The 24,836-nt window shown below is 65.4% G+C and carries 21 protein-coding genes and 1 pseudogene; 13 read left to right on the top strand and 9 right to left on the bottom strand.

Annotated features, from left to right (window positions below; all coding sequences use genetic code 11):
* Positions 1-80 precede the first annotated feature (80 nt).
* From AOQ71_RS24795 to fabA, 4 genes are all read right to left on the bottom strand, one after another.
* Positions 81-1,412, bottom strand: coding sequence for an IS1182 family transposase (locus AOQ71_RS24795; protein WP_057742559.1), 1,332 nt, complete (start codon positions 1,410-1,412; stop codon positions 81-83).
* Between the two features lie 175 nt (positions 1,413-1,587).
* A complete protein-coding gene (fabI, locus tag AOQ71_RS24790; RefSeq protein WP_057752359.1) occupies positions 1,588-2,388 on the bottom strand; it encodes an enoyl-ACP reductase FabI in 801 nt (266 codons plus the stop codon).
* Between the two features lie 171 nt (positions 2,389-2,559).
* Positions 2,560-3,783, bottom strand: coding sequence for a beta-ketoacyl-ACP synthase I (gene fabB / locus AOQ71_RS24785; protein ID WP_057752357.1), 1,224 nt, complete (start codon positions 3,781-3,783; stop codon positions 2,560-2,562).
* A gap of 39 nt (positions 3,784-3,822) precedes the next feature.
* Positions 3,823-4,344, bottom strand: coding sequence for a bifunctional 3-hydroxydecanoyl-ACP dehydratase/trans-2-decenoyl-ACP isomerase (fabA, locus tag AOQ71_RS24780; protein ID WP_057752353.1), 522 nt, complete (start codon positions 4,342-4,344; stop codon positions 3,823-3,825).
* A 349-nt stretch (positions 4,345-4,693) separates the two neighbouring features.
* Between fabA and irrA the strand changes: the two genes are divergently transcribed.
* Entirely contained in the window at positions 4,694-5,182 is a 489-nt protein-coding gene (gene irrA, locus AOQ71_RS24775; RefSeq protein ID WP_057752350.1) for an iron response transcriptional regulator IrrA, read from the top strand.
* Positions 5,183-5,358: 176 nt separating this feature from the next.
* Here the strand turns inward: irrA and AOQ71_RS24770 are convergent, their stop codons facing one another.
* Entirely contained in the window at positions 5,359-5,889 is a 531-nt protein-coding gene (locus AOQ71_RS24770) for an SH3 domain-containing protein (RefSeq protein WP_057752347.1), read from the bottom strand.
* Between the two features lie 313 nt (positions 5,890-6,202).
* On the opposite strand from AOQ71_RS24770, the gene AOQ71_RS24765 reads away from it, so the two are divergent.
* A complete protein-coding gene (locus tag AOQ71_RS24765) occupies positions 6,203-7,204 on the top strand; it encodes a 2-hydroxyacid dehydrogenase (RefSeq protein ID WP_057752344.1) in 1,002 nt (333 codons plus the stop codon).
* 18 nt (positions 7,205-7,222) lie between these two features.
* Here AOQ71_RS24765 and AOQ71_RS24760 read toward each other — a convergent pair whose 3' ends face one another.
* Positions 7,223-8,026: a HesA/MoeB/ThiF family protein gene (locus AOQ71_RS24760; protein WP_057752341.1), complete on the bottom strand. Its 804-nt coding sequence runs from the start codon at positions 8,024-8,026 to the stop codon at positions 7,223-7,225.
* A 91-nt stretch (positions 8,027-8,117) separates the two neighbouring features.
* On the opposite strand from AOQ71_RS24760, the gene AOQ71_RS24755 reads away from it, so the two are divergent.
* Positions 8,118-9,479, top strand: coding sequence for a serine protease (locus tag AOQ71_RS24755; RefSeq protein ID WP_057752380.1), 1,362 nt, complete (start codon positions 8,118-8,120; stop codon positions 9,477-9,479).
* A 3-nt stretch (positions 9,480-9,482) separates the two neighbouring features.
* Here the strand turns inward: AOQ71_RS24755 and AOQ71_RS48405 are convergent.
* Positions 9,483-10,386 (bottom strand): annotated as a pseudogene (locus AOQ71_RS48405) (gamma-glutamyltransferase family protein); the annotation flags it as partial.
* Position 10,387: 1 nt separating this feature from the next.
* A partial coding sequence (locus AOQ71_RS48400) for a gamma-glutamyltransferase (protein WP_245317098.1) occupies positions 10,388-11,157 on the bottom strand: 770 nt, incomplete at its 3' end.
* A gap of 243 nt (positions 11,158-11,400) precedes the next feature.
* Between AOQ71_RS48400 and AOQ71_RS24745 the strand changes: the two genes are divergently transcribed.
* On the top strand, positions 11,401-12,141 hold the full coding sequence (locus AOQ71_RS24745; RefSeq protein ID WP_057752338.1) for a ParA family protein: 741 nt from the start codon (positions 11,401-11,403) through the stop codon (positions 12,139-12,141).
* A 339-nt stretch (positions 12,142-12,480) separates the two neighbouring features.
* Here the strand turns inward: AOQ71_RS24745 and mutM are convergent, their stop codons facing one another.
* Positions 12,481-13,386 carry a bifunctional DNA-formamidopyrimidine glycosylase/DNA-(apurinic or apyrimidinic site) lyase gene (gene mutM, locus AOQ71_RS24740; protein WP_057752335.1) on the bottom strand — a complete coding sequence of 302 codons (906 nt, stop codon included), beginning with the start codon at positions 13,384-13,386 and terminating at the stop codon, positions 12,481-12,483.
* A gap of 81 nt (positions 13,387-13,467) precedes the next feature.
* Between mutM and ubiE the strand changes: the two genes are divergently transcribed.
* The 9 genes from ubiE to addB form a co-directional block, all read left to right on the top strand.
* Positions 13,468-14,229, top strand: coding sequence for a bifunctional demethylmenaquinone methyltransferase/2-methoxy-6-polyprenyl-1,4-benzoquinol methylase UbiE (gene ubiE / locus AOQ71_RS24735; RefSeq protein WP_057752332.1), 762 nt, complete (start codon positions 13,468-13,470; stop codon positions 14,227-14,229).
* Positions 14,226-15,800: a 2-polyprenylphenol 6-hydroxylase gene (gene ubiB / locus AOQ71_RS24730; RefSeq protein WP_057752329.1), complete on the top strand. Its 1,575-nt coding sequence runs from the start codon at positions 14,226-14,228 to the stop codon at positions 15,798-15,800. Before ubiE ends, ubiB begins: the two co-directional genes overlap by 4 nt.
* Positions 15,801-15,870: 70 nt before the next feature.
* On the top strand, positions 15,871-17,319 hold the full coding sequence (gene coaBC, locus AOQ71_RS24725; RefSeq protein ID WP_057752326.1) for a bifunctional phosphopantothenoylcysteine decarboxylase/phosphopantothenate--cysteine ligase CoaBC: 1,449 nt from the start codon (positions 15,871-15,873) through the stop codon (positions 17,317-17,319).
* Positions 17,316-17,774, top strand: a complete 459-nt coding sequence (dut, locus tag AOQ71_RS24720) for a dUTP diphosphatase (RefSeq protein ID WP_057752323.1) — start codon at positions 17,316-17,318, stop codon at positions 17,772-17,774. Before coaBC ends, dut begins: the two co-directional genes overlap by 4 nt.
* Positions 17,775-17,995: 221 nt before the next feature.
* Entirely contained in the window at positions 17,996-20,500 is a 2,505-nt protein-coding gene (locus AOQ71_RS24715; RefSeq protein ID WP_057752320.1) for a PAS domain-containing sensor histidine kinase, read from the top strand.
* Positions 20,497-22,029, top strand: a complete 1,533-nt coding sequence (tsaE, locus tag AOQ71_RS24710) for a tRNA (adenosine(37)-N6)-threonylcarbamoyltransferase complex ATPase subunit type 1 TsaE (protein WP_057752317.1) — start codon at positions 20,497-20,499, stop codon at positions 22,027-22,029. The genes AOQ71_RS24715 and tsaE overlap by 4 nt, the downstream gene beginning before the upstream one ends.
* A gap of 90 nt (positions 22,030-22,119) precedes the next feature.
* A complete protein-coding gene (locus AOQ71_RS24705; protein ID WP_057752314.1) occupies positions 22,120-22,437 on the top strand; it encodes a PilZ domain-containing protein in 318 nt (105 codons plus the stop codon).
* A 122-nt stretch (positions 22,438-22,559) separates the two neighbouring features.
* Complete coding sequence (locus AOQ71_RS24700) at positions 22,560-23,282, top strand: nucleotidyltransferase family protein (RefSeq protein ID WP_057752310.1); 723 nt, start codon at positions 22,560-22,562, stop codon at positions 23,280-23,282.
* Between the two features lie 215 nt (positions 23,283-23,497).
* A partial coding sequence (gene addB / locus AOQ71_RS48395; protein ID WP_245317101.1) for a double-strand break repair protein AddB occupies positions 23,498-24,836 on the top strand: 1,339 nt, incomplete at its 3' end.

The raw sequence follows: 24,836 nt of genomic DNA, 5'->3' as shown, positions 1-24,836 counted from the left end.
TTCGATATTAAAGAGTGGGTAGCGCCCGCGCTGATGTCGGGGGCCGTCGATGTCGAACCGCCGGGGGATGGCTGTGCTGTCTATGCTTTTGCCAGTTGGTGTCCTTGCAGGATGTTGTTGGTGAGGGCGTACCAGAGCACGACGGCACGGACCTTCTCGATGCCGCGCACGGTCAATTGCCTGAGGTCCCAGTTCCGCCACCGGGCATGGATGCATTCGCAGATCGTGCGGGCTTTGTACTGTGCCTTGCCGGCTTCGCTGGCCATGCGGGCCCGCCAGGCCGCGACGCCAGGACCGTCGCTGCTCCGAGGTAAAAAGGGATCGACACCGCTCCTGGAGTTGGGCGGAGGACAGTAGACCTCGACGCCTTCACCGTGCGCCCATTCGATGTCCTCGCCGCTGCAGAACCCGCCATCGGCGAGGTAGCGACGCGGCAAGCGCTTCAGCCGAGTGCGCGTTCGCTCCAGCATCGGCCGCATCAAGCCGCGATCTGATCCGTTGTTGTCGATGTCGACCGTGACCACGATCAGTTCGCCGGCCGCGCTGGCCACCTGCACATTGTAGGCGGGGCGGAAGCCGGCATCTGCCATCTTCATCACCCTTGCCTGCGGGTCGGTGGTGGAGGCCCGGGGCTCCTTCGGCTTTTTGCCATTGCCGCCTTTTTCGTCGAGTTGCTTGCGCTTCCGCTTGATCTCGTCCAAAGCCCTCTGCGCAGCCTGCACCCGCTCACTGCGTTCGCGTGCCGCGCGCTCTCTGGCCGCCCTGATACGCCGGCTGCTGGCTTCCGGATCCGCATCGACCTCGCGCTTGAGCTCTTCCACCACAGCCTTCGCTTGGGCCATCTGCCGGCCGAGCGTTGCCTCCCGCCGGAACGAGCCGGCCCCCGCATTCGCCCGTATCCGCACCCCGTCCTGGGTCAGCTTCTCCAGATCAATCAGCCCTGCCTCATTCAGAGCCACCAGATGTTCGACCAGCAAACGGTCCAGCAGGTCCGCGCAGCCGACCCGGAAATCCGACAGTGTGTGATAGTTCAAAGACACGCCGCCGCAGAGCCAGCGGTAGACGTCGTGACTGTCGCAGAGCCGATCCAACGCCCGCGCGCTGCCAACGCCATCGCTCGTGGCGTACAGCCAAAGCGCCAGCAGCAGCCGGGGTGATGGCGCCGGATGGCCCGGCCTGTTTTCCCGTGCCTTAACCCGATCTTCCAGCTCGCTCAGGTCGAGCCCCTCGACATAAGCCCAGATCACCCGGGCCAGATGATCCTGCCCGATCAGGCTGTCGATATCGACCGCCCGCAATTCGACCTGATTGCGCACGGGCTCGCGCAGCCGAGGTGCACCCCGCGGCACCGCTTCGGTTCGTGGCGCCGACTGATCCGGCAATTCGCCAAAAAGTCCCTCGTCAGCCATCATCCTCTCCAGCAGATCAGTCTGCCTAGAGAATCACATTCGCCCGACACGCGGTACAAAAGATTCACAGTCTCGTAGGGTGGGCAAAGCGAAGCGTGCCCACCACTTGGTTGCGATGATTGAAAGATCGTGGGCACGTCGCTGACGCTCCTTTGCCCACCCTACGGCACTACGGCACCTATTCCGGCGCCTTCAGATCATCCGGCCTTGGCATCAGCACGATGTTATAGCCACTATCGACATAGTGGATCTCGCCGGTCACGCCGCCGGAGAGATCAGACAGCAGATATAGCGCCGAGCCGCCGAGCTCGTCGAGCGTGACGCCGCGACGAAGTGGCGAATGCTTTTGCATGAATGCAAACATCGCGCGCGCCTCGCCGATGCCGGAGCCGGCGAGCGTACGGATGGGGCCGGCGGAGATCGCGTTGACGCGGATGCCGCGCGGTCCGAAGTCGGAGGCGAGATAGCGCACCGAGGCTTCCAGCGCCGCCTTGGCGACGCCCATCACGTTGTAGTTCGGCATCGATCGCTCGGAAGCGCCGAAGGTCAGCGTCAGCATGCTGCCGCCGTCCGTCATCAGTTCGGCCGCGCGCTTTGCAACCTCCGTGAAGGAGAAGCAGGAGATCACCATGGTCCGCGAAAAATTCTCGCGGCTGGTGTCGGCATAGCGGCCCTTCAGCTCGTTCTTGTCGGCGAAGCCGATGGCGTGGATGACGAAATCGAGCTTGCCCCATTTTCCGCGGAGCGCGGCGAAGGTCGCATCGACGCTGGCGATGTCCTCGACGTCGCAAGGCAGCACCAGCTCCACGCCGAGGGACTCCGCGAGCGGCTTGACGCGCTTGCCCAAAGCTTCGCCTTGGAAGGTGAAGGCGAGCTCGGCGCCGTGGGCATGCAGCGTCTTCGCCATGCCCCAGGCGATCGAATGATCATTGGCGATGCCCATGATCAGACCGCGCTTGCCTTTCATCAAACCTTCCATTGCTTCCTAACTCCAATATTCGGGGTCATCGCCCGCCTCGTGCGCGCTTGCGCACTGGGGCGGGCGATCCAGTATTCCAGAGACCGTCGTGAGAAATCGAGAAGCCGCGGCGTACCGGATGCCCCGCTCCCGTGCGCAATTGCGCACTGCGGGGCATGACAGCGTGCACCGTCACACGTCCATGCGGCTGAACACCAGCGTGGCGTTGGTGCCGCCGAAGCCGAACGAGTTCGACAGCACGGTGCCGATTTTGACGTTGTCGATGCGCTTGCGCACGATCGGCATGTCGGCAAACACGGGATCGAGCTCCTGGATGTGCGCGCTCTCGCAGATGAAGCCGTTGTTCATCATCAGCAGCGAATAGATCGCCTCCTGCACGCCGGTCGCGCCCAGCGAGTGGCCGGTCAGCGCCTTGGTCGCCGAGATCGGCGGGCACTTCTCGCCGGCGCCGAACACGCGACGGAGCGCGTCGATTTCCGGCGGGTCGCCGGCCGGCGTGGAGGTCGCGTGCGGGTTGATGTAGTCGACCTTGGTCTTCACCGTCGACATCGCCATGCGCATGCAGCGCTCGGCACCTTCACCCGACGGCGCGACCATGTCGTAGCCGTCCGAGGTCGCGCCATAACCGACGATCTCGCCGTAGATCCGCGCGCCGCGCGCCTTGGCGTGCTCGAGCTCTTCCAGCACCAGCACACCGGCGCCGCCGGCGATGACGAAGCCATCGCGGTTGACGTCATAGGGACGCGAGGCGGTGGCGGGCGTGTCGTTGTACTTCGAGGACATCGCACCCATGGCGTCGAACAGCACCGACAACGACCAGTCGAGCTCCTCGCAGCCGCCGGCGAAGATGACGTCCTGCTTGCCGATCTGGATCGTCTCATAGGCATTGCCGACGCAATGGTTCGACGTCGCGCAGGCCGAGGAGATCGAATAGTTCACGCCCTTGATCTTGAACCAGGTCGCAAGCGTTGCCGACGCCGTGGACGACATCGCCTTCGGCACCGCAAACGGACCGACGCGCTTCGGTCCCTTGCTGCGGGTGATGTCGGCGGCTTCGACGATGGTGCGGGCGGACGGACCGCCGGAGCCCATGATGATACCGGTGCGAATGTTGGAGACTTCGTCCGGCGACAGACCGGAGTCCTGGATCGCCTGCTCCATTGCGATGTGATTCCACGCGGCACCCTGGCCGAGGAAACGCATCGCACGGCGATCGACGACCGTCGAAGGATCGAGCGTGGGCGCACCTTGCACCTGCGAGCGGAAACCGAGCTCGGCATATTTCTCGGCCCGCGAAATGCCCGACTTCGCCTCGTGAAGGCTTGCAAGCACTTCCTGGGTGTTGTTTCCGATCGACGAGACGATACCCATCCCGGTGACCACAACCCGCCTCATGACAGCCTCGCCTAAATCGTTGTCTTCTTGGTGATGTGCTTAGCCCAGGCTCGTGCCCTGCTTGAACAGGCCGACCTTCAGGTCCTTGGCGCGATAAATAATCTGGTCGTCGACCGAAAGCCATCCGTCGGCAATGCCGAGCACCAGCTTTGAACGCATCACGCGCTTGATATCGACATTGTACACAACCTTGCGGGCCTCGGGCAGCACCTGGCCGCCGAACTTCAATTCGCTGAGGCCAAGCGCACGGCCGCGACCTTCGCCACCGATCCAGCCCAGATAAAAGCCGACCATTTGCCACAGCGCATCGAGTCCGAGGCATCCCGGCATCACCGGATCGTTCTTGAAGTGGCAACCGAAGAACCAGAGGTCGGCCTTCACGTCGAGCTCGGCGCGCACCAGGCCCTTGCCGAATTCGCCGCCATTGTCGTTAATTTCCGTGATGCGGTCGAACATCAGCATCGGCGGCAGCGGCAATTGCGCATTGCCCGGGCCGAACATCTCACCGCGGGCACATGCCAGCAAATCTTCGTATTCGTAACCGTTGCGCCTGTTCAGCATGCGGAAGCCTCTGTTTGAACCCCGATTGAGCGGCGTTTCTGGCAAAAATGGGCCCCGTCCTGCTCGGACGGCAACACCGATTGCCGTCCTCAGGCGCCAATACCGAGAGCCGGATCGGCCGCGGGCCGGGCCCCAATGCCTGGCCGCGCCAAAATCGGTTGGGCGGAACCGCGCGCTCTCTAACACAGGCCTTTTCGGGTAGCAAAGCCGTCCCATGAAGGTAAAATGACGGAGCTTCGGGCCGGTTCCTCCCTGATTAGAACCAGTCTAGTTGCGAGAAACTTGCATCTGCATCTATCTGTCCATATATTGCAGACAGATAGTGTTCACGCGTGCCCGAATTCTGGAAATGAGCGAAAATAACGCGATCCGTCACGACGAAGATGCCCATGCGGCCCTTCTGTCCGGCCGCCAGCCGGCCCTGACCGGCTGCCCCTGGCACGACGTCAACGAAATGCTCCAATCTGCCGGTCTGCGCCCGACGCGTCAGCGTATGGCGCTCGGCTGGCTGCTGTTCGGCAAGGGCGCGCGCCATCTCACGGCTGAAATGCTCTATGAGGAAGCGACGCTGGCCAAGGTTCCGGTCTCGCTCGCGACCGTCTACAACACGCTGAACCAGCTGACCGATGCCGGCTTGCTGCGCCAGGTCAGCGTCGACGGCACCAAGACCTATTTCGACACCAACGTCACCACCCACCACCATTACTACCTCGAGAACAGCCACGAGCTGGTCGATATCGAGGATCCGCATCTGGCGCTTTCCAAGATGCCGGAGGTGCCGGAGGGCTACGAGATCGCGCGCATCGACATGGTCGTGCGCCTGCGCAAGAAGCGCTGAAGCGCTCTTCAACTGCCAGTTAGATCGTCATGGCCGGGCTTGTCCCGGCCATTTCCTTTCAGCTCGTCATTCCGGGGCGGTGCGCAGCACCGAACTATGGTGCGCACTTGCGCACCTGGGAATCTCGAGATCCCGGGTCTGGCGCTTCGCGCCATCACGGGATGACGCCTGCGGCGTCAATTCACCTGCTCGTCGGCATAGACGCCCCAGAGGCGCTCCTGCTGGATCCAGCCGTCAAAGCCGTTGCCGGTGACGTGGCACCAGCTGGTGGTGCATTTTTTCACCGTCGCCACGACGCCGGCCTGGAGCTTTGCGGCCACCGCGCTGTCGGGATCGGCGCGGTCATAGATCGGCGCGAGCTCGTCCTTGTTCTTCATGGTGACCACCGCAGTGCGGCGTCCCGACAGCAGGGAGTGATAGACCCAGCCCTCGGCGCCTTCGGAATCGCGCACCCGGCGCCAGTTCTCGAACTCGGCGGTGATTTCGACCGGCAGGCCGGCACGGGTGTAGACCCAGGCCACATCATTGTCCTTGGTCGGGCCGGCGCGGACGTTGACGTGATCCGATTTGAGGCTGACGTAGCGCGGCACCGGCAGGCCGCTGGCGGTCTGCGGCGTGGTGTCCTTGGCCGAGTGCGAGGGCCCGACCGAGGCGCTCCACCAGGTGCAAACGAGCGCCATCACCGAACAAAAACGCCCCAACGCCATCAACCGTCTCCTGTCGAAGACCCGGCTGAACCGGGTCCTCACCCCAAATTCCAAAACCTGCCCCGCAACGCCCCTCTCCCGCCCCACGCGGGTGTTCCCGATGCCAACTTGTCTTGGCCCGGCCTTCTGCTAGAGAGGACGGACGCTTGAACAACCAGTTTGCCCCGATTTTCCGGCCGGAAATCTCGGGAAAGCTTGAAGGAAACGCCGGGGACGACACGGCAAAGCCAGTGTCGAACAACCGGGTTAATGAGGCCTCAACAGCCGGCCTTTGGCGACAAAGGCGGCCTGCAACGCCTCATGAGGGCAGGACATGTCGGTGAAGAAAAAGCCCCTCGTCGTCGTGACGCGCAAGCTGCCGGACTCGATCGAGACCCGGATGCGCGAACTGTTCGACGCACGCATCAATCTCGACGACACGCCGATGTCGGCCGAGCGGCTCGCCGAAGCCGCGCGCACCGCCGACATCTTGGTTCCAACAGTCACCGATCACATCAGCGCCGACATCGTCAACCAGCCCGACTGCAAGCTGAAGCTGATCGCCAATTTCGGCAACGGCGTCGACAATATCGATGTCGAGGCCGCGCATGCCCGCGGCATCACCGTGACGAACACGCCGAAGGTGCTGACCGAAGACACCGCCGACATGACCATGGCGCTGATCCTGGCCGTGCCGCGCCGGATGATCGAAGGCGCCTCGGTGCTGACGGAAGGAAAGCCCTGGGCCGGCTGGTCGCCGACCTGGATGCTGGGCCACCGCATCGGCGGCAAGCGCCTCGGCATCATCGGCATGGGCCGCATCGGCCAGGCGGTCGCGCGCCGTGCCCGCGCCTTTGGCCTGCAGATCCACTATCACAACCGCCGTCCCGTCGCGCCGAAGATCGCCGAAGAGCTTGGCGCGACCTATTGGGAGAGCCTCGACCAGATGCTGGCGCGGATGGACATCATCTCGGTGAACTGTCCGCATACGCCGGCGACCTATCATCTGTTGTCGGCGCGACGGCTGAAGCTGATCCGCAAGGACGCCTACATCGTCAACACCGCGCGCGGCGAAGTCACCGACGAAGACACGCTGATCAAGCTGATCGAAGGCGGCGAGATCGGCGGCGCCGCTCTCGACGTCTATGAGCACGAGCCCGCAGTCAACCCGAAGCTGGTGCGGCTTGCGAAGGCCGGCAAGGTGATCCTGATGCCGCATATGGGCTCGGCCACGATCGAGGGCCGCGTCGAGATGGGCGAGAAGGTGATCATCAACATCCGCACCTTCCTCGACGCCCACAAGCCGCCGGATCGCGTGCTGCCGAGCATGCTGTGAGCTCGCAACCGATCGCGCTCACTCGCGGTGCACGCTGAGATCCTCGAACACGGGCCCATCGCCGTTGAGCGGATTGGCGGGATCGCGCGCATAGCGCAGCGTCTCGAAGCGCATCGCACGCGCATCGATCATCAGAAGGCGGCCGACGAGGCCCTCGCCGAAACCGACGATCTCGCGGATCGCCTCCAGCGCCATCATCGAGCCCATCACGCCCGCGAGCGCGCCCATGACGCCGGCCTCGGCGCAGGCCGGCACGGTGCCGGGCGGCGGCGGCTCCGGAAACAGGCAGCGATAGGTCGGATTGAATTCGCCCTGCTCGTTGGTCTCATGCGCGCGGATCGTGGTGAGCGAGCCGTCGAAGGTGCCCAGCGCCGCGGTGATCAGCGGCCGCTTGGCGAAGAAGCAGGCGTCGGAGGCCAGATAGCGCGTCGAGAAATTGTCGGAACCATCGAGCACGAGATCGTAATCGCCGATCAGCGAGAGCGCATTGTCGGCATTGAGCCAGGTGGCGTGGCCGACGAAGCGAACATGCGGATTGAGTTCGGCGATCCGCTCAGCCGCGCTCTCGACCTTGTGCCGGCCGATGTCGGGCGTGGTGTGGATGACCTGGCGCTGGAGATTTGACAGCGACACCACGTCGTCATCGACCACGCCGAGCGTGCCGACGCCGGCGGCGGCCAGATACATCAGCGCCGGCGCGCCGAGCCCGCCGGCGCCGATCACCAGCACGGAGGCCCGCTTCAGCGCGGCCTGGCCGGGACCGCCGACATCGCGCAGCACGATATGGCGGGCATAGCGTTCGAGTTCGTCCGGGCTCAGCACCGTCTCTTACTCCTGAACCAGCCCAACATTGTTCGCGACCAACGAGATGTGCTTCAATGGCAGCGCGTTCAATGGGCTGGCTGGATTTGTCATGAGATCGATGCTTGCGGCAACACTGATGTTGGCGTCCGCCACAGGCGCCGGCGCCCAGATGACAACGCCCCCGATCCCCGGCACCAAGCCGAAGGTGGTCCAGACCGTTCCGATCAAGCCGCCCGCCCTGCAAACACCCTCGGAAACCGCCGACGCGATGGCGCAGGCCGAGCGGTTGGCGCTGCAGTCCGACCTTGCCTGGGTCGGCCAATATAACGGCGCCATCACCGGCGACGTCAGCTCGCGCATGGTTGACGCCATCAAGGAGTACCAGAAGGCCAAGGGCGGCAAGCCGACCGGCGTGCTCAATCCGCAGGAGCGCGCCGCGCTGGCCGAGACCGCACGGCGCAAGCAGGACGGCGTCGGCTGGAAGATCGTGACGGAGATGACCAGCGGCGCGCGGCTCGGCATTCCCTCCAAGCTGGTGCCCAATCAGGCGACCGACGCCAACGGCTCGAAATGGAGCTCGCCGACCGGCACGGTGCAGGTGCTGCTGAACCGCCGCAAGGAGGCGAATCCGACCACCGCAAAACTTGCTGAAACCGAGAAGAAGGAGCCGGCCGGGCGTAAGGTCGACTACACCGTGGTGAAGCCCGACTTCTTCGTGCTTTCAGGGTTGCAGGGCCTGAAGAAGTTTTACGTGCGCGGCACGTTCAAGGGCGACGAGGTCCGCATCATGACGATCCTGTATGACCAAGCGATGGAGAACACGGTCGAGCCGGTCGTGATCGCGATGTCGAGCGCGTTCAATGCGTTTCCGTCGGGGCCGCAAGCCGGGCCGCCGCCGCGCAAGACCGTCGAGTACGGCACGGGTATCGTCGTCAGCGACGGCGGCGCGATTCTGGCGGACCGTCTCGTCACCGATGCCTGCCTTGCCATTACGATCGGCGGCTATGGCAGTGCCGACCGCCTCGCCGAGGACAAGGATCACGATCTCGCGCTGCTGCACATCTATGGCGCGCGCGGATTGAAGCCGCTCAGCCTGACCGGCGGCGTGGCGAAGACGAGTGTCGACGTCGTCGGCATCGCCGATCCGCAGAGCCAGGGCGGCGCGGCCGGCGTGTCGAGCGTCAAGGGCGCGCTGACGCCGGTGACCAGCAGCGACTCCGCGCTGTCGCCTCCGCCCGCGGTCGGCTTCTCCGGCGGCGCGGCCATCGACGGCGAGGGCAAGTTCGTCGGTGTTGCCTTGTTGAAGCCGGCGATGGTTGCGGGTCCCGCGACCTCGATGCCGGCGTCACAAGCGGTGATGGTCTCTGCGGAGACGGTGCGCGATTTCCTGAAGGCGAACGCCGTCCCGGCGAACGGCACGTCGACCGATGCGAAAGCCGCCGTCGTGCGCGTGATCTGCGTACGGAAATAACGCTCAACTCAGCCTGAACCTGATCCCCGCCTTCGCGAGCCCGCCGGAGATCCCGACCGGCGTGCCGTCTGCGCGCCAGCAGGCGGCGCCGGTCATGGTGCCGTCGTCGTGGAAGGCGATGCCGTTCATGCCGCCAGCGACGGTTGCGACCGGCTGGACCTTGTGACCGAGCGAGGCGAGTTTCGCGCGCACGATCTCCGGCACGGCGTGCTCAACCTCGAGCGCGTTGCCTTCGGTCCAGACCCGCGGCGCTTCGACCGCTTCCTGCAAGCTCATGCCGTGGTCGATCAGGTTGACCAGTGCCTGCATCGCGCTCGGAAAGATGCGCTTGCCGCCGGGCAGGCCGAGCGCATAGCGCAGCTTGCCCTCACGCAGCGCCATCATCGGCGACATCGAGGTCGTCACGCGCTTGCCCGGCGCAAGCGACAGGGCATGGCCCGGCCGCGGATCGAACAGGTTCATGTAGTTGTTGGCGATGGCCCCCAGACCCGGGATCATGATCTTGGCGCCGAACAGATTGTTGATGGTCTGCGTGGTCGCGACGACATTGCCAAAGCTGTCCGCCGCCGTCATATGCGTGGTGTGCGCGCTTTCGAGCTGGGTCACGCCGGCGCCAAAGGCCTGCGCGCGCGCCGGATCGATGGTGCGACGGCGCTCCTCGGCATAGGCCTTCGAGGTCAGCTTCTCCACGGGCACGCCGACATAATCAGGATCCCCGCTGGCCGCGGCGCGATCGGCGAAGGCGATCTTGAGAACCTCGGCGAGGTAGTGAATCGTCTCCGACGTGCCGAAGCCGAGGCGGCCGATGTCGTAGCCTTCAAGAATATTCAACATCTGCGCGATGTGCACGCCGGAGGCCGCGGGTGGCGGCGGGCCCAAAATGGTCCAGCCGCGATAGTCGGCGCGGNTGCCGCTCGACGGTTTTGTAATTGGTGAGATCGTTGCGGCGGATGAAGCCGCCTGATTTCTCCATGTAGTCGACGAGGATGTCGCCGAGCGGTCCCTCGTAAAGAGCCTTCTCGCCGTGATCGGCGATGGTGCGGAGCGTCTCGGCATATTCTGATTGCACCACGCGCTCGCCGACCTTGAGCGGCTCGCCACCGGGCAAATAGATCGCCGCGATCGGCTTGTCCTTGCGCATCGTGGCCGCGCTCTCGCTGATGCATTCATGCAAATATGGCGTGACCGCATAGCCACGGGCGGCATGCTTGATCGCGGGCTGCATGACGTCGGCAAGCGACATGGTGCCGAACCGTTGCAGCGTCTCGCACCAGGCTTTCAGCGAGCCTGGCGTCGCGACCGCCTTTGGACCGTTGAGGTTCTCATTGCCGACGGTGTCGAACACGTCGTGGGCCGAGCCCGGCTTCGAGGTGTAGGTGGTGTCGTGCACCGAAGCGGGCACGGTGCTCTGTCCATCGATGACGCGGTGGCTGCCGTCGGCGAGACGAATATGCGCCATGCCGCCGCCGATGATGCCGACCATCATCGGCTCGACCACGGTCAGCGTGAACAGCGTGGCTATGGCAGCATCGACAGCGTTGCCGCCGGCGGCCAGCATCTCGGCTCCGGCGCTGGACGCCAGCGGGTGGTTGCTCACAACCATGCCGCGGCTCGAGACCGCCGGCATCTTCTGGCATTCAAAGCTCGTTGCCGTCCGGTCGCGCCAGTTTCCGCCCATGCCTGATGTCCTTCCTGTTCGCGATACCGAGCACATCACACGCGGGATGACGGGTCCAGTAATGGTACGGATTAGCTGGCATTCCTGATTCTGCCATCATCGCTACCGTTGATTCGGACATCCGCGGTCCCTTTGGATCGGGCAGGGCACGTCCTGAGCGAGAAGAGCTCAGCATCGAAAAAACGATGCACGTTCGCGTGGCGTGATCCCAAGACCCAGGCACTCCAAAGGATTCAACTCTCCATGCACACGATCGTACTCGCCACCCAAAAGGGTGGCAGTGGCAAGAGCACCCTCGCCATCGGCCTCGCGCTGGCCGCCAAGCAGGCCGGCTTCACCGTTCGCCTGATCGAGACCGACCCGCAGGGCACCCTCTCCAACTGGTCGCGCCGCCGCAACAACCACGATGTCGTGGTCGAGCCGATCTATCACGCCGCCGATTTCGCGCCGCGACTGAAGATGCTGGCCGACAGCGGTCTCCAGCTCGCGATCGTCGACACCGCAGCCGGCCTGTCCGCCGCGACCACCGCCGCGATCCGCTATTCCGACCTCTGCCTGATCCCGGCCCGCCCGAGCGTCGCCGACATCGAGGCGACCGCCTCCACCGTCAGCGTCGCCCGCGCCTGGAAGCGGCCCTACAGCTTCGTCTTGAACCAGACGCCGATCCGCGGCCAGCGCATCGACAACGCGGCCAACGCGCTCGCCGAGGAAGCCGCGCTCGATCTCGCTGACGTGCTCGCCCGTCCGCTGATCGTGATGCGCAACGACCACCAGGACTCGCTCGCCTCGGGCCTTGCCGTCAGCGAGTTCGCGCCGAGCGGCAAGTCGACCGAGGAGGTCCGCGGCCTCTGGCGCTGGATCGAGACCCGCCTCGAGCTCTCCGCCGGCAATCTCCTGATCGATCAGGTCCTGTCGGCGGTCCACGAAGTGCTGCATGCAGCCAGCGGGCTGTCTGCGGGCGAGACCACAGTTCTGGCGTCCTGAGCGGGGCGATCGCTCCAGGCGCGGGCGGGCTCGTCGCCATCCGATGAATGAACCCAAGCGACGATGCAATCCGGCCACCAGCCCGGCCGGGCTGCTTCGGTCGCTTTTGGCGCGGGCGAATGTGTCCTCGAACAAATCTCGAAAACAACCCCATGCACAGTAGAACCGCTTCCGGTCATGGCGAACCGGTGACGGAGCGCAGGCATTTGACCTGTCGGGCTAAATAGCCGCGCGCGAGCTTTCGTAGCCCGGATGGAGCGAAGCGCAATCCGGGGCATCTGCATCTGTCGCGCAAAGGTCCCGGATTACGCTTCGCTCCATCCGGGCTACGAAGCTAAGTCACTTCTGACATTTCGGACACCAGAAGGTCGAGCGGCCGTTCTGGGTGAAGCGCCTGATCGTGCCGCCGCAGCGCGGCGCGGTGCATGTCTCGCCTTCGCGGTCATAAACCTTGAAGGAGTGCTGGAAATAGCCGAGCTCGCCCGAGGTCTGGCGATGATCGCGCAGTGACGAGCCGCCGGCCTTGATGGCGTCGTTCAGCACGGTGTGGATGGCAGCGACCAGGCGCTTGGCGTGATCCGTCGGCTCACCCCCGGCAACGCCCTTGCGTTGTCCGGACTTGGTCGACAGCGTCGCGGCGATCCGTCGTGGCGACAGGTGCGCCCGGTGCAGCGCTTCGCAGACATAGATGTTGCCGAGCCCTGCCACCACGCGCTGGTCGAGCAACGCGGCCTTCAGGCTGGTGGTCTTGTCCTGGCAGGCGCGCGCCAGCATCGCGGCGTCGAACTCGTTGCCGAGCGGCTCGGGACCGAGGCCGCGCAGCAGCGGCTCGTCCTCGAGCGCATGGCGCGCAATCACTTTCATGTAACCGAAGCGCCTGGGATCGTTGAAGATGATGTCGGCGCCCGAGGACATCCGAAACAGCACGTGATCATGCGCGGAGTCCTTGCCCTTGGGATAGTGAAATTCGCCTGATACAGCCTCGTTGTCGGGCTTGATGACGCGGAACGAGCCCGACATGCCCAGATGCATCAGCAGCACGTCGCCGGAGCCGAGATCGGCCATGAGATATTTTGCACGGCGGCCGAGCCCCGTCACGATCTGTCCCTGCAGCCGGGCCACGAAATCGGGCTGGAACGGAAAGCGCAAATCCGGCCGGCGGGCCTCCGCGACGACGATTTTCGCACCCTCCATGACGGGCTGAAGGCCGCGGCGGACGGTCTCGACTTCGGGCAATTCAGGCATGGTCAGGCATTCACCTTATGAAGGCGGTGTGATAGCGCCATTGCGGCGGGCGGGCTATGGTCCGCTCCACGGAGTAGAGTAATGGATCGGCCGGGCGAAACCACGCATTTTGGCTTCAAAGACGTTCCCCTGGGGGACAAGCAGACGCTGGTGAACGATGTGTTTCACAGCGTGGCGTCGCGCTATGACTTGATGAACGATTTGATGTCCGGTGGCCTGCACCGGGTCTGGAAGGACATCATGATCAACACGCTCGACCCGCCCCGCGGCGACCGGCCGTTCGCGTTGCTCGACGTGGCCGGCGGCACCGGCGACATCTCGTTCCGGGCTGCCAAGGCGGCGGGCCCCGGCTTCCACGCCACCGTCTGCGACATCAATTCCGACATGCTCGCCGTGGGCCGCGAGCGTGCGGCCAAGCGCCATCTCGAGGGCCAGGTCGATTTCGTCGAGGGCAATGCCGAAGCGCTCTCCTTCGCCGACCGCAGCTTTGACGCATATACGATCGCTTTCGGCATCCGCAACGTGCCGCAAATCGACAAGGCGCTGCGCGAGGCCTATCGCGTGCTGAAGCCCGGCAGCCGCTTCCTGTGCCTGGAATTCTCCACCGTCGAGGTGCCCGGTCTCGACAAGCTCTATGATCTGTTCTCGTTCAAGGTGATCCCGCCGCTCGGACGCATGGTCACGGGCGATGCCGAGTCCTACCAGTATCTGGTCGAATCGATCCGCAAGTTTCCGAGGCCTGCCGCCTTCGCCGCCATGATCCGCGAGGCCGGCTTTTCCCGCGTGAGCTGGCAGACCCTGACCGGCGGCATCGTCGCACTGCATTCGGGCTGGCGTTTGTGATCTCTGCCATCACCCACATCACGCGCCTGATCCGCGCCGCGTTCGTGTTTGCGCGCGAGGGCGTGTTCGGCGCCGTCGACCCGAGCCTGGTGCCTGCGCCCGGACAGCTGGCGCTGAAGCTGGCGCGGCTCGTCGAACGCCGCGGCGCCAAGCAGGGACCGCGGATCTCGCGCGCGCTGACACGAATGGGCCCGGCCTATCTCAAGCTCGGCCAATTCCTGGCGACGCGCCCCGACGTCGTCGGCTTCAACATGGCGCGCGACCTCGAAAGCCTGCAGGACCGCCTGCCGCCGTTCTCGCAAGCCGAAGCGGAAGCTGCGATCACCACCTCGCTGGAACGGCCGCTGACGGATGTGTTCGCAAGCTTCGGACCGCCGGTCGCGGCCGCCTCGATCGCGCAGGTGCATCGCGGCGAGGTCTTGCGCGACGGCATCCGCAAACCCGTCGCGATCAAGGTGCTCAGGCCCAACGTGGCGGCGCGCTTCCGCCGCGACCTCTCCGATTTCTTCTACGTGGCACACAAGGCCGAGGCCTATTCGGCGGAGGCACGGCGCCTGCGCCTGGTCGAAGTCATCAACACCATGTCGCGCTCGGTCGCGATGGAGATGGACCTGCGGCTGGAAGCGGCTGCGCTGTCGGAGATGGCGGAGAATACGGAAGGAGATCCTGATTTCCGCGTGCCCGCCGTCGACTGGGACCGCACCACGCACAACGTGCTGACGATGGAGTGGATCGACGGCATCGCGCTGAACGATCACAAGCGCCTTGCGGAGGCGCAGGTCGACCTGCCCGATCTCGGCCGCAAGGTGATCCAGAGTTTTCTGCGCCATGCGCTGCGCGACGGCTTCTTCCACGCCGACATGCATCCGGGCAATCTGTTCCTCGATGACGCCGGCCGTCTGGTCGCGGTCGATTTCGGCATCATGGGCCGGCTCGGCATGAAGGAGCGGCGCTTCCTCGCCGAGATCCTGCTCGGCTTCATCACCCGCGATTATCGCCGCGTCGCCGAAGTGCATTTCGAGGCCGGCTACGTGCCCTCGCACCATTCGGTCGAGAATTTTGCGCAGGCCATCCGCGCCATCGGCGAGCCGATCCACAACCGCACCGCCGAGGAAATCTCGATGGCGCGGCTGCTCACGCTGCTGCTCGAGGTTACCGGCCTGTTCGACATGACGACGCGGCCCGAATTGATCCTGCTGCAGAAGACCATGGTCGTGGTCGAGGGCGTGGCGCGCGTTTTCGATCCCAAGCTCGATATCTGGAAGGTCGCTGACCCCGTGGTGCGCGAATGGATCGAGCGCAATCTCGGACCGATCGGACGGGTCCAGGGCGCGCTCGCTGGCGGCGGCGATCTCGCCAAGGTGCTGATGCGCCTGCCTGATATCGCCCAGCGCTCGGTCGCGGTGCTGGAGCAGCTCGAGACCATGACCCGGGAAGGCCTGCATCTGTCGCCGGAGAGCATCGCCGCCATGGGCCGCAGCGAGGGCCGCAAGAACCGCTGGCGCACCGTGGCCGTCTGGATCATCGCCGTGACCTTCATCGGCATCCTGATCGCCGTCCGGAATCTGTGACGCCAAAAGCTTGATTGCACTGCAATCACGAAAATGATAGCATCGCTATCATTCCGTGCTGGAGAGCGTCATGGCAAGCCTGACCATCCGTAAGCTCGACGACACCGTCAAAACCTATTTGCGGCTGCGCTCGGCCAGGAACCACCGCTCGGTCGAGGAGGAGGTCCGGGTCATCCTGCGGGAGCTGATCGAGGGCCGCGAGGAGCCGCTGACGCCGTTCTCGGCGCCGCCCGAGGCATCCCCGGCGCCGGCGCCCCAGCGCTCCAGTGCCGTCCCTGAGGCCAGCGTCACCCTGATCATCGGCGGCGGCATCGCGGCCTACAAGTCGCTCGACCTGATCCGCCGGCTGAAGGAGCGGCGCATCGAGGTCCGCTGCGTGCTGACCAAGGCCGCCGAGCAATTCGTCACCCCGCTCTCGGTCAGCGCCCTCTCCCATGAGCGCGTCTACAATGATTTGTTCGATCCCCAGAGCGAGTTCGACGCCGGTCATATCCGCCTCGCCCGCGACTGCGATCTGATCGTGGTGGCGCCTGCTACCGCCGACCTGATGGCAAAGATGGCGAACGGCCATGCCGACGATCTCGCCAGCGCCATCCTGCTCGCGACCTCAAGAAAGATCCTGCTGGCGCCGGCGATGAATCCACTGATGTGGAGCAACGCCGCGACCCGCCGCAACGTCGCGCAGCTGCAGCGTGACGGCGTGCTGCTGATCGGCCCCAATTCCGGCGAGATGGCGGAAGCTGGTGAAGCCGGAATGGGGCGCATGTCCGAGGCGATCGAGATCGCCAATGCCGCGGAGAAATTGCTGCGGCCGCCGGTGCCGCGGCCGCTCGCGGGCAAGCGCGTACTGATCACCGCAGGGCCCACGCATGAGCCGATCGATCCGGTGCGCTATATTGCCAATCGCTCTTCCGGCAAGCAGGGATTTGCCATCGCCGCCGCGGCGCAGGCCGCGGGCGCCGAGGTGGTCCTGGTGAGCGGTCCGGTCGATCTCGACGATCCCGCCGGCGTCACCGTCAAGCATGTGGAATCGGCGCGGCAGATGCTGGACCAGGTGCAGGCGGCGCTTCCTGCCGACATCGCGATCTTCGCCGCCGCCGTCGCCGACTGGCGTGTTGCCGTCGAAGGCGAGCAGAAGCTGAAGAAGACTTCGGCCGGCATGCCGCCGCTGCAGCTGGTCGAGAACCCCGACATCCTCGCCACCATCTCGAAGCTGACCGACAAGCGCCCGCCGCTGGTGATCGGCTTCGCCGCCGAGACCGAGCATCTCATCGACAACGCGAAGTCAAAACTCGCGCGCAAGGGCTGCGACTGGATCGTCGCCAACGACGTCTCGCCCTCATCAGGCGTGATGGGCGGCGACCGCAACACCGTGCACCTGATCAGCAAGAATGCTGCTGATAACGGCGAGATCACAGTTGATTCCTGGCCTGTCATGACCAAGGAACAGGTCGCTACCGAACTGGTCGCGCATATCGTCAAAAGCGTGACCGACAAATCACTGGAGCCGGCATCTTGAGCAGCAAAGTCACGGTCGAACTGCAGCGCCTGCCCCACGCGGACGGTCTGGCGCTGCCGGCCTACCAGAGCGCGGAGGCCGCCGGCCTCGATCTGATGGCGGCGGTGGCGGAGGGCGAGCCGATGACGCTCACGCCGGGCCAATATGCGCTGGTGCCGACGGGCCTTGCGATTGCCCTGCCGCCTGGGCACGAGGCGCAGGTGCGGCCGCGCTCCGGCCTTGCGGCCAAGCACGGCGTCACCGTGCTGAATTCGCCCGGCACTGTCGATGCCGACTATCGCGGTGAGATCAAGGTGATCCTGATCAACCACGGCCCGGCACCATTCGTGATCAAGCGCGGCGAGCGCATCGCACAGATGGTGATCGCGCCGGTGGTGCAGGCCGCGCTGGTTCCGGTTGCGACGCTGTCGCCGACCGATCGCGGCGCCGGCGGGTTTGGCTCGACGGGGCGGTAGTCGGGGCAACAATCTCATCTGGCCGCCAACACACGACAACTCCAGCCGAATCACCCGCAGATCTACGTGAGGCTGGAACTCCACGCCCCGCATTTTTTTGGGGCCGCGTTTGCGTTCACGGTCTGGACTCTTACCGGTGGAGTCGCGGTGGGGGTATTGTCGTTTGATTCGCGCGCGACGGGGGTCGCCGCGAGGTCAATTCGTGCGGTCTTGGGGCAACTATGTCAGGCGTGATCGTGTCGATGCGTCGGACGCTGCTGTCATGCACTTCGCTTGTGCGTAACAGCCTGTTGGGAGGCGCTCTCGCAGCGCTGCTGCCGGCTGAGCCGGCTGATGCCGCCGACCTTGTCGACACACTCTCGATATTGCTGGATTTCAACCGGCAGGAACTCGCGGTGCTGGCCACCGCGCTGGCTCTGCTCGGCTTCTCGGTCATGGCCGCGATCCTCTTGATGCGCACGCGCGTGCGCACCGCCAAGAACGAGGCGGCGCTGCTTGAACGGATCCGGGAACTTCAGTTGCAGACCGACCGCTTCGGCGCGCTGCTGTTCGCCGAGCCGCAGATCCTGATCTCGTGGCCGGCCGGCGATGATCGCGCGCAGATCTCGGGCGACATCTCCATGGTGCTGCCGCGCGATTCGTCGCCGCAGCGCGTGCTCGCCTTTGGAACCTGGCTGCCGCCGGACCCGGCGCTGCAAATGGATCACGCCGTCGACGGCTTGCGCGAACGCGGCGACGGCTTCCAGCTGACGCTGACCACCGCCAACGGCCGCACGCTGGAAGCGATCGGCCGCGCCATCGGCGGCCAGGCCATCGTCCGGATTCGCGAGCTCTCCGGCCTGCGGCGCGATCTCGCCGAGACCCATCTGCGCTACCAGGCGCTCTCGGACGAGACCGAGATGCTGCGCGGCTTCGCCGCCGCCGCGCCATGGCCGATCTGGGCCAAGGGCGAGAACGGCGCGTTGACCTTCGCCAACCCGGCCTATGTGCGCGCGACGGAAGCGACCAGCATCGCGGACGCCCAGCACCGCAAGCTCGAGCTGCTCGACAGCGCCGACCGCACCGCCATGGAGCGCAGCCTGAAGGACAGCGCCCAGTTCACCTCGCGGCTGCCGATCGTGATCGGCGGCGAGCGGCGCATGTACGACGTGCGCTCCGTCAATGTCGGCCAGGGCAGTGTCGGTGTCGCGATCGATGCGAGCGAAGCCGATGCCCTGAGCGCCGCGCTGGTGCGGATGGCGGAGGCGCATCGCCGCACGCTCGACCAGCTCTCGTCAGGCGTTGCCGTGTTCGACGGCCAGCGGCGCCTTGCCTTCTACAACGATTCCTACCGGCGGCTGTGGGACCTCGACCGCAATTTCCTCGACGCCCACCCCGACGATTCCAGCGTGCTCGACCAGCTCCGCGCCGCGCGCAAATTGCAGGAGCAGCCTGACTTCCGCGCCTGGAAGGCCAAGCTGCACGAGGCCTATCGCGCGGTCGAGGCCGCGAAGGACACCTGGTACCTGCCCGACGGCCGCGCGCTCTCGGTCGTCACCACGCCGAACCCCGAAGGCGGCGTCACCTATCTGTTCGACGACGTCACCGAAAGCCTCGAGCTCGCCCGCCGCTTCGACGGCATGATCCGGGTGCAGCGCGAGACGCTGGACAGCCTCGCCGAGGGCGTCGCCGTGTTCGGCAGCAACGGCAAGGCGCAGCTGTTCAATCCGGCTTTCCTGCGGATGTGGAAGCTCTCCAACGATGCCATGCGCGAGGAGCCGCATATCCAGACCGTCGAGGGCTGGTGCCATCAGCTGTTCGACGACCCCGTGGTGTGGCGGCAGATCCGCGAGGCCATCACCTCGATCGAGAACCGCGTCGACGTGCCGATCAAGCTGGAGCGCAAGGACGGCAGCGTGCTCGACGGCATGATCCGTCCGCTGCATGACGGCGCGACCATGCTGACCTTCCTCGACATCACCGACACCGAGAATGTCGAGCGCGCACTGCGCGAGCGCAACGAGGCGCTGGAGGCCGCCGACCAGATGAAGGTGGATTTCGTCCACCACGTCTCCTACGAGCTGCGCTCCCCCCTCACCACCATCATCGGCTTCGCGCATTTCCTCAGCGATCCCTCGACCGGGCCGCTGACGCCGAAGCAGGCCGAATATCTCGACTACGTCACCAAATCGACCAATGCGCTTTTGGCGCTGACCAACAACATTCTCGATCTCGCCACCATCGACGCCGGCGCCATGAAGCTGGAGCTTGGCCCGGTCGACGTCAGCAAGACCATCGAGCTGGCCGCCGAGGGTATCCAGGACCGGCTCGCCACCGACCGCATCCGCCTCAAGGTCGAGATCGCGCCCGATGTCGGCAGCTTCATCGGCGACGAGAAGCGCGTGGTGCAGGTGCTCTATAACCTCCTCGCCAACGCCGTCGGCTTCTCGCCGCAGGATTCCACCGTCGGGATCAGCGCGCGACGCACCGAGCGCAGCGTCGTCTTCATTGTGACAGATTCCGGACCTGGAATACCCGCCGACATGAAGGACAGGGTGTTCAACTGGTTCGAAAGCCGCTCGCAGGGCTCGCGTCATCGCGGCGCCGGGCTCGGCCTGTCGCTGGTGCGCTCCTTCGTCGAGCTGCATGGCGGCAAGGTGCAGGTGGATTCGGCCGTCGGCAAGGGCACGGTCGTCACTTGCGACTTCCCGACCGACCAGGCGGCGCATCGCGACGCCGCCGAATGAGCGAACCCACCAAACTCTCCGTCGCGCTCCACAACGAGACGGCGACCGCGCAATTGATGGCCGACCTCGCGCTGCTGGTCGGACCCGGCGACACCATCACGCTGACAGGCGATCTCGGCGCCGGCAAGACGGCCGCGGCCCGCGGCCTGATCCGTTACCTCGCCGCCGACGACGAGCTGGAAGTGCCGAGCCCGACCTTCACGCTGGTGCAGGGTTATGAGCTGCCGGCCTTTGCCGTGATGCATGCCGACCTCTACCGCGTCGAGGACGAGAGCGAGCTCGAGGAGATCGGGCTGTCGCCGCTCCCCGATGCGACGCTGGTGCTGATCGAATGGCCCGAGCGTGCGCCGTCGGCGATGCCTGAAGACCGCATCGACATCGCGCTGACGCATCGCCCGGCGCTGGGCTCGACTGCGCGCGCCGCCGACATTACCGGCCATGGCAAGAGCGCAGCCATTGTTGCGCGACTGAAGACGCTGCGCGAATTCCTCGACGCCTCGGGCTATCTCGCCGCGACGCGCAAGCGCATGCCGGGCGACGCCTCGACCCGCTCCTATGCGCGCCTGATCCGCGACGATCGCGCCGTCATCCTGATGAACTCCCCGCAGCGCCCCGATGGTGCCGCGATCTACAACGGAAAATCCTACAGCGCCGCGGTGCATCTGGCCGAGAACATCAAGCCGTTCGTCGCCATCGACGAAGGCCTGCGCGCGGCAGGTATCTCGGCGCCGAAAATCCACCATTGCGATCTCGAGCACGGCTTTCTGATCTCGGAGGATTTCGGCAGCGAAGGCGTGATCGAAGGCAATCCGCCGCGGCCGATTGCCGAACGCTATGAAGCCGCGACCGATGTGCTGGCCGTGCTCCACAGCAAGAGGATGCCGGAGACGCTGCCGCTGGACGGGCAGACTTATACCATTCCCGCCTGGGACACCGACGCGCTGCTGATCGAGATCGGCTTGATGCCGGAATGGTATCTGCCCGATCGCAACGCGCCGCTGAGCCGTGAGAAGCGCGCCGAATTCTTTGCGATGTGGCGCGAGCTCCTGAAGAAGCCGATGGCCGCGCCAAAGACCTGGATCATCCGCGACTACCACTCGCCCAATCTGATCTGGCTGGCGGACCGTGCCGGCATGGCGCGCGTCGGCGTGATCGACTTCCAGGACACCGTGCTCGGGCCGCACGCCTATGACGTGGTGTCGCTGCTTCAGGACGCCCGCATCGACGTGCCCGAGAGCCTCGAGCTGACGCTGCTGTCGCGCTACATCAAGGCGCGCCGCAAGGATGATGCGAGCTTCGCTGCCGCCAGCTTTGCCGAGCTCTATGCGATCATGTCGGCGCAGCGCAACACACGCCTGCTCGGCACCTTCGCCCGGCTCAACCGCCGCGACGGCAAGCCGCATTATCTGCGCCACCAGCCGCGGATCTGGACCTATCTGCAGCGCTCGCTGGCGCATCCCGCGCTGGAGCATCTGCGCGACTGGTATCTCGCCAACGTCCCCCCGCCGCAACGGCCGCCTGAAGCCTGAGCCGGAACCGGTTTACCGGCTGTTAGCCATCACGCCGGTATCATCGCCCCGCGGGCAGCCGGACAAATACGGGGCTGGAGCTTGAGGCAGATGGCGGTCAAGGCGGATCATCGCGGGAACAACAGGGTTGTTTTCGAACGCGGGATTTCGGCCCAGATGATGGGCATTGACGGCACCTGGCGGCGTGAATGCATCATGGAGGACGTCTCCGACAGCGGCGCCAAGCTGACCATCGACGGCTCGGTCGAAGGCCTGCATCTGAAGGAATTCTTTCTGCTGCTGTCGTCGACCGGACTTGCGTACCGGCGCTGCGAACTGGCCTGGGTGAATGGCGACCAGATCGGCGTCACTTTCCTGAAAGTCGGCGACAAGAGGAAAAAGGCGCGTTCCACAGCCGTCGGGGCGTGACGGCAACACACGTCGCACAACCGTCACGGCGGCCGGCTAAGGCCGTTGAGATGCGGTGCGGCCGTGTCAGGTCCGTGCTAGGTTTGCTGCAAACGCGAATTTGAGGTTCGAGAAAGTCAGGCATGTCCGTCAAACCGACCAAAGCCATGGTGCTCGCCGCGGGGTTCGGCCTGCGCATGCGTCCACTGACGGACACGATGCCAAAGCCGATGGTGCCGGTGGCCGGTCAGCCGCTGCTCGACCACGTGCTCGACAAGCTTGCCCAGGCCGGCGTCACCGACGCCGTCGTCAACGTGCACTACCTGCCCGACCAGATCATCGAGCACACCAGGGCACGCCAGCATCCGCGCGTGACCATCTCGGACGAGCGCGACCAGGTGCTCGGCACCGGCGGCGGCGTGGTCAAGGCGCTGCCGTTGCTCGGCGATGGGCCGTTCTTCCACGTCAATTCCGATACGCTGTGGATCGACGGCGTGCGCTCCAATTTGACGCGGCTCGCGGAAAACTTCGACCCGGCCAGCATGGACATCCTGCTGCTGATGGCGCCGACCGCAACCAGCATCGGCTATAGCGGCCGCGGCGATTACGGCATGCTGCCCGACGGCGCCTTACGCAAGCGCAAGGAAAAGGAGATCGTCCCGTTCGTCTATGCGGGCGCGGCGATCCTGTCGCCGAAGATCTTCGAAGGCGCGCCGCAGGGCGAGTTCTCGCTGACAAGGATGTTCGACCGCGCGGGTGAGCAGGAGCGCCTGTTCGGCCTGCGCCTCGACGGCGTCTGGATGCATGTCGGCACGCCCGATGCGGTGCACGCCGCGGAAGAGGCGTTTCTGGAGAGCGTGGCGTAGGGGCCACTCCAGGCATGGTGCCGTGGGGTGGGCAAAGGCGCCCTTGCGCCATGCCCACCATCTCTCTCGATTGCGAGAATACGTGGGCACGCTCCGCTTTGCCCACCCTACGAGACCTGTTCCTGGTGCACAAACAGCGGGGACGATTTCGCCCCCACACATGACCATTCGAGTCCGCCTCCCTATATTGCCTGATCGTTCGAATCAGGCAGCTCATGCGCGTTTTCAGCGTCCCCCTCTCAGTTCCGTTCCTGCGCACCATCGTCTCTGCCCTGCTCGACGGCCGGCTGGTCGAGGGATTCGAGGCGCGCCAGGAACCGGCGCGGCTGGCGGACGCCACGCTCTATCTGCCGACGCGGCGCGCCATGCGCGTGGTCCGCGAGATCTTTCTCGACGAGATGAAGGCCGACGCCGTGGTGCTGCCGCGGATCGTCGCGCTCGGCGACATCGACGAGGACGAGCTCGCTTTCGCTGACGAAGCCGAACAGTTTTCCGGCACGACGCCGCTCGAGATTCCGCCGCGGCTCGGCGAGCTCGAGCGGCGGCTGACCCTGGCGCAGCTGGTCGCCGCCTGGGCCAAGGGCCCGGTGCTGGCGCCGCTGGTGGTCGGCGGCCCCGCTTCCACCCTGGCGCTGGCCGGCGACCTCGCGCGGCTGATCGACGACATGGTGACGCGCGGCGTCGACTGGAGCGCGCTCGACGGTCTCGTGCCTGACATGCTCGATCGCTACTGGCAGCATTCGCTCGATTTCCTGCGCATCGCACGCGTCGCCTGGCCGCAACATCTCGCCGAGATCAACCGCATCGAGCCCGCCGCGCGGCGCGATCTCTTGATCGCGGCCGAAGCCAGGCGGCTGACCGCGCATCCCCGTGGTCCTGTGATCGCAGCAGGCTCGACCGGCTCGATGCCGGCCACTGCGAAATTCCTCCATGCCGTCGCTTCGCTGCCCCATGGCGCCGTGGTGCTGCCGGGGCTCGACACCGATCTCGATGAGGAAGCCTGGCGCAGCATCGGCGGCAGCAGGGACCTGCTGGGCATCACCGAGACTCCCACCTCGAACCATCCGCAATATGCGATGCATGCGCTGCTCCAGCGCTTCGGCATCAAGCGCAGCGATGTCGAGATCCTGCAGCCGCCGGCGAAAAGCGGCCGTGACTTGCTCGCATCGGAATCGATGCGGCCATCCGCCAAGACGGAGGTCTGGCATGATCGGCTGAAGCAGCCTGACGTCGCCGCGAAGATCGCTGGCGGCATGAAGAACCTCGCGGTCGTCGCGGCGCCCAATCCGGAGATGGAAGCGCTTGCCATTGCGATCGCGATGCGCGAGGCGCGGCATCTCGATAAATCGGCGGCACTGGTGACGCCGGATCGCGCGCTGGCGCGGCGGGTGATGGCGGCGCTGACCCGTTGGGACCTCGCCTTCGATGATTCCGGCGGCGACGTGCTGATGGAGACCGCAGCCGGCGTCTTCGCGCGCCTTGTGGCGGAGGCCGCGACCAGGGGATTGGAGCCGCCGACGCTGCTGGCGATGCTGAAACACCCGCTGTGCCGGC

Source organism: Bradyrhizobium manausense (assembly GCF_001440035.1).
Taxonomy (GTDB): Bacteria; Pseudomonadota; Alphaproteobacteria; order Rhizobiales; family Xanthobacteraceae; genus Bradyrhizobium; species Bradyrhizobium manausense.
The sequence above is the reverse complement of the archived record's forward strand: the minus strand, read 5'-3'. Positions and strand labels throughout refer to the sequence as shown.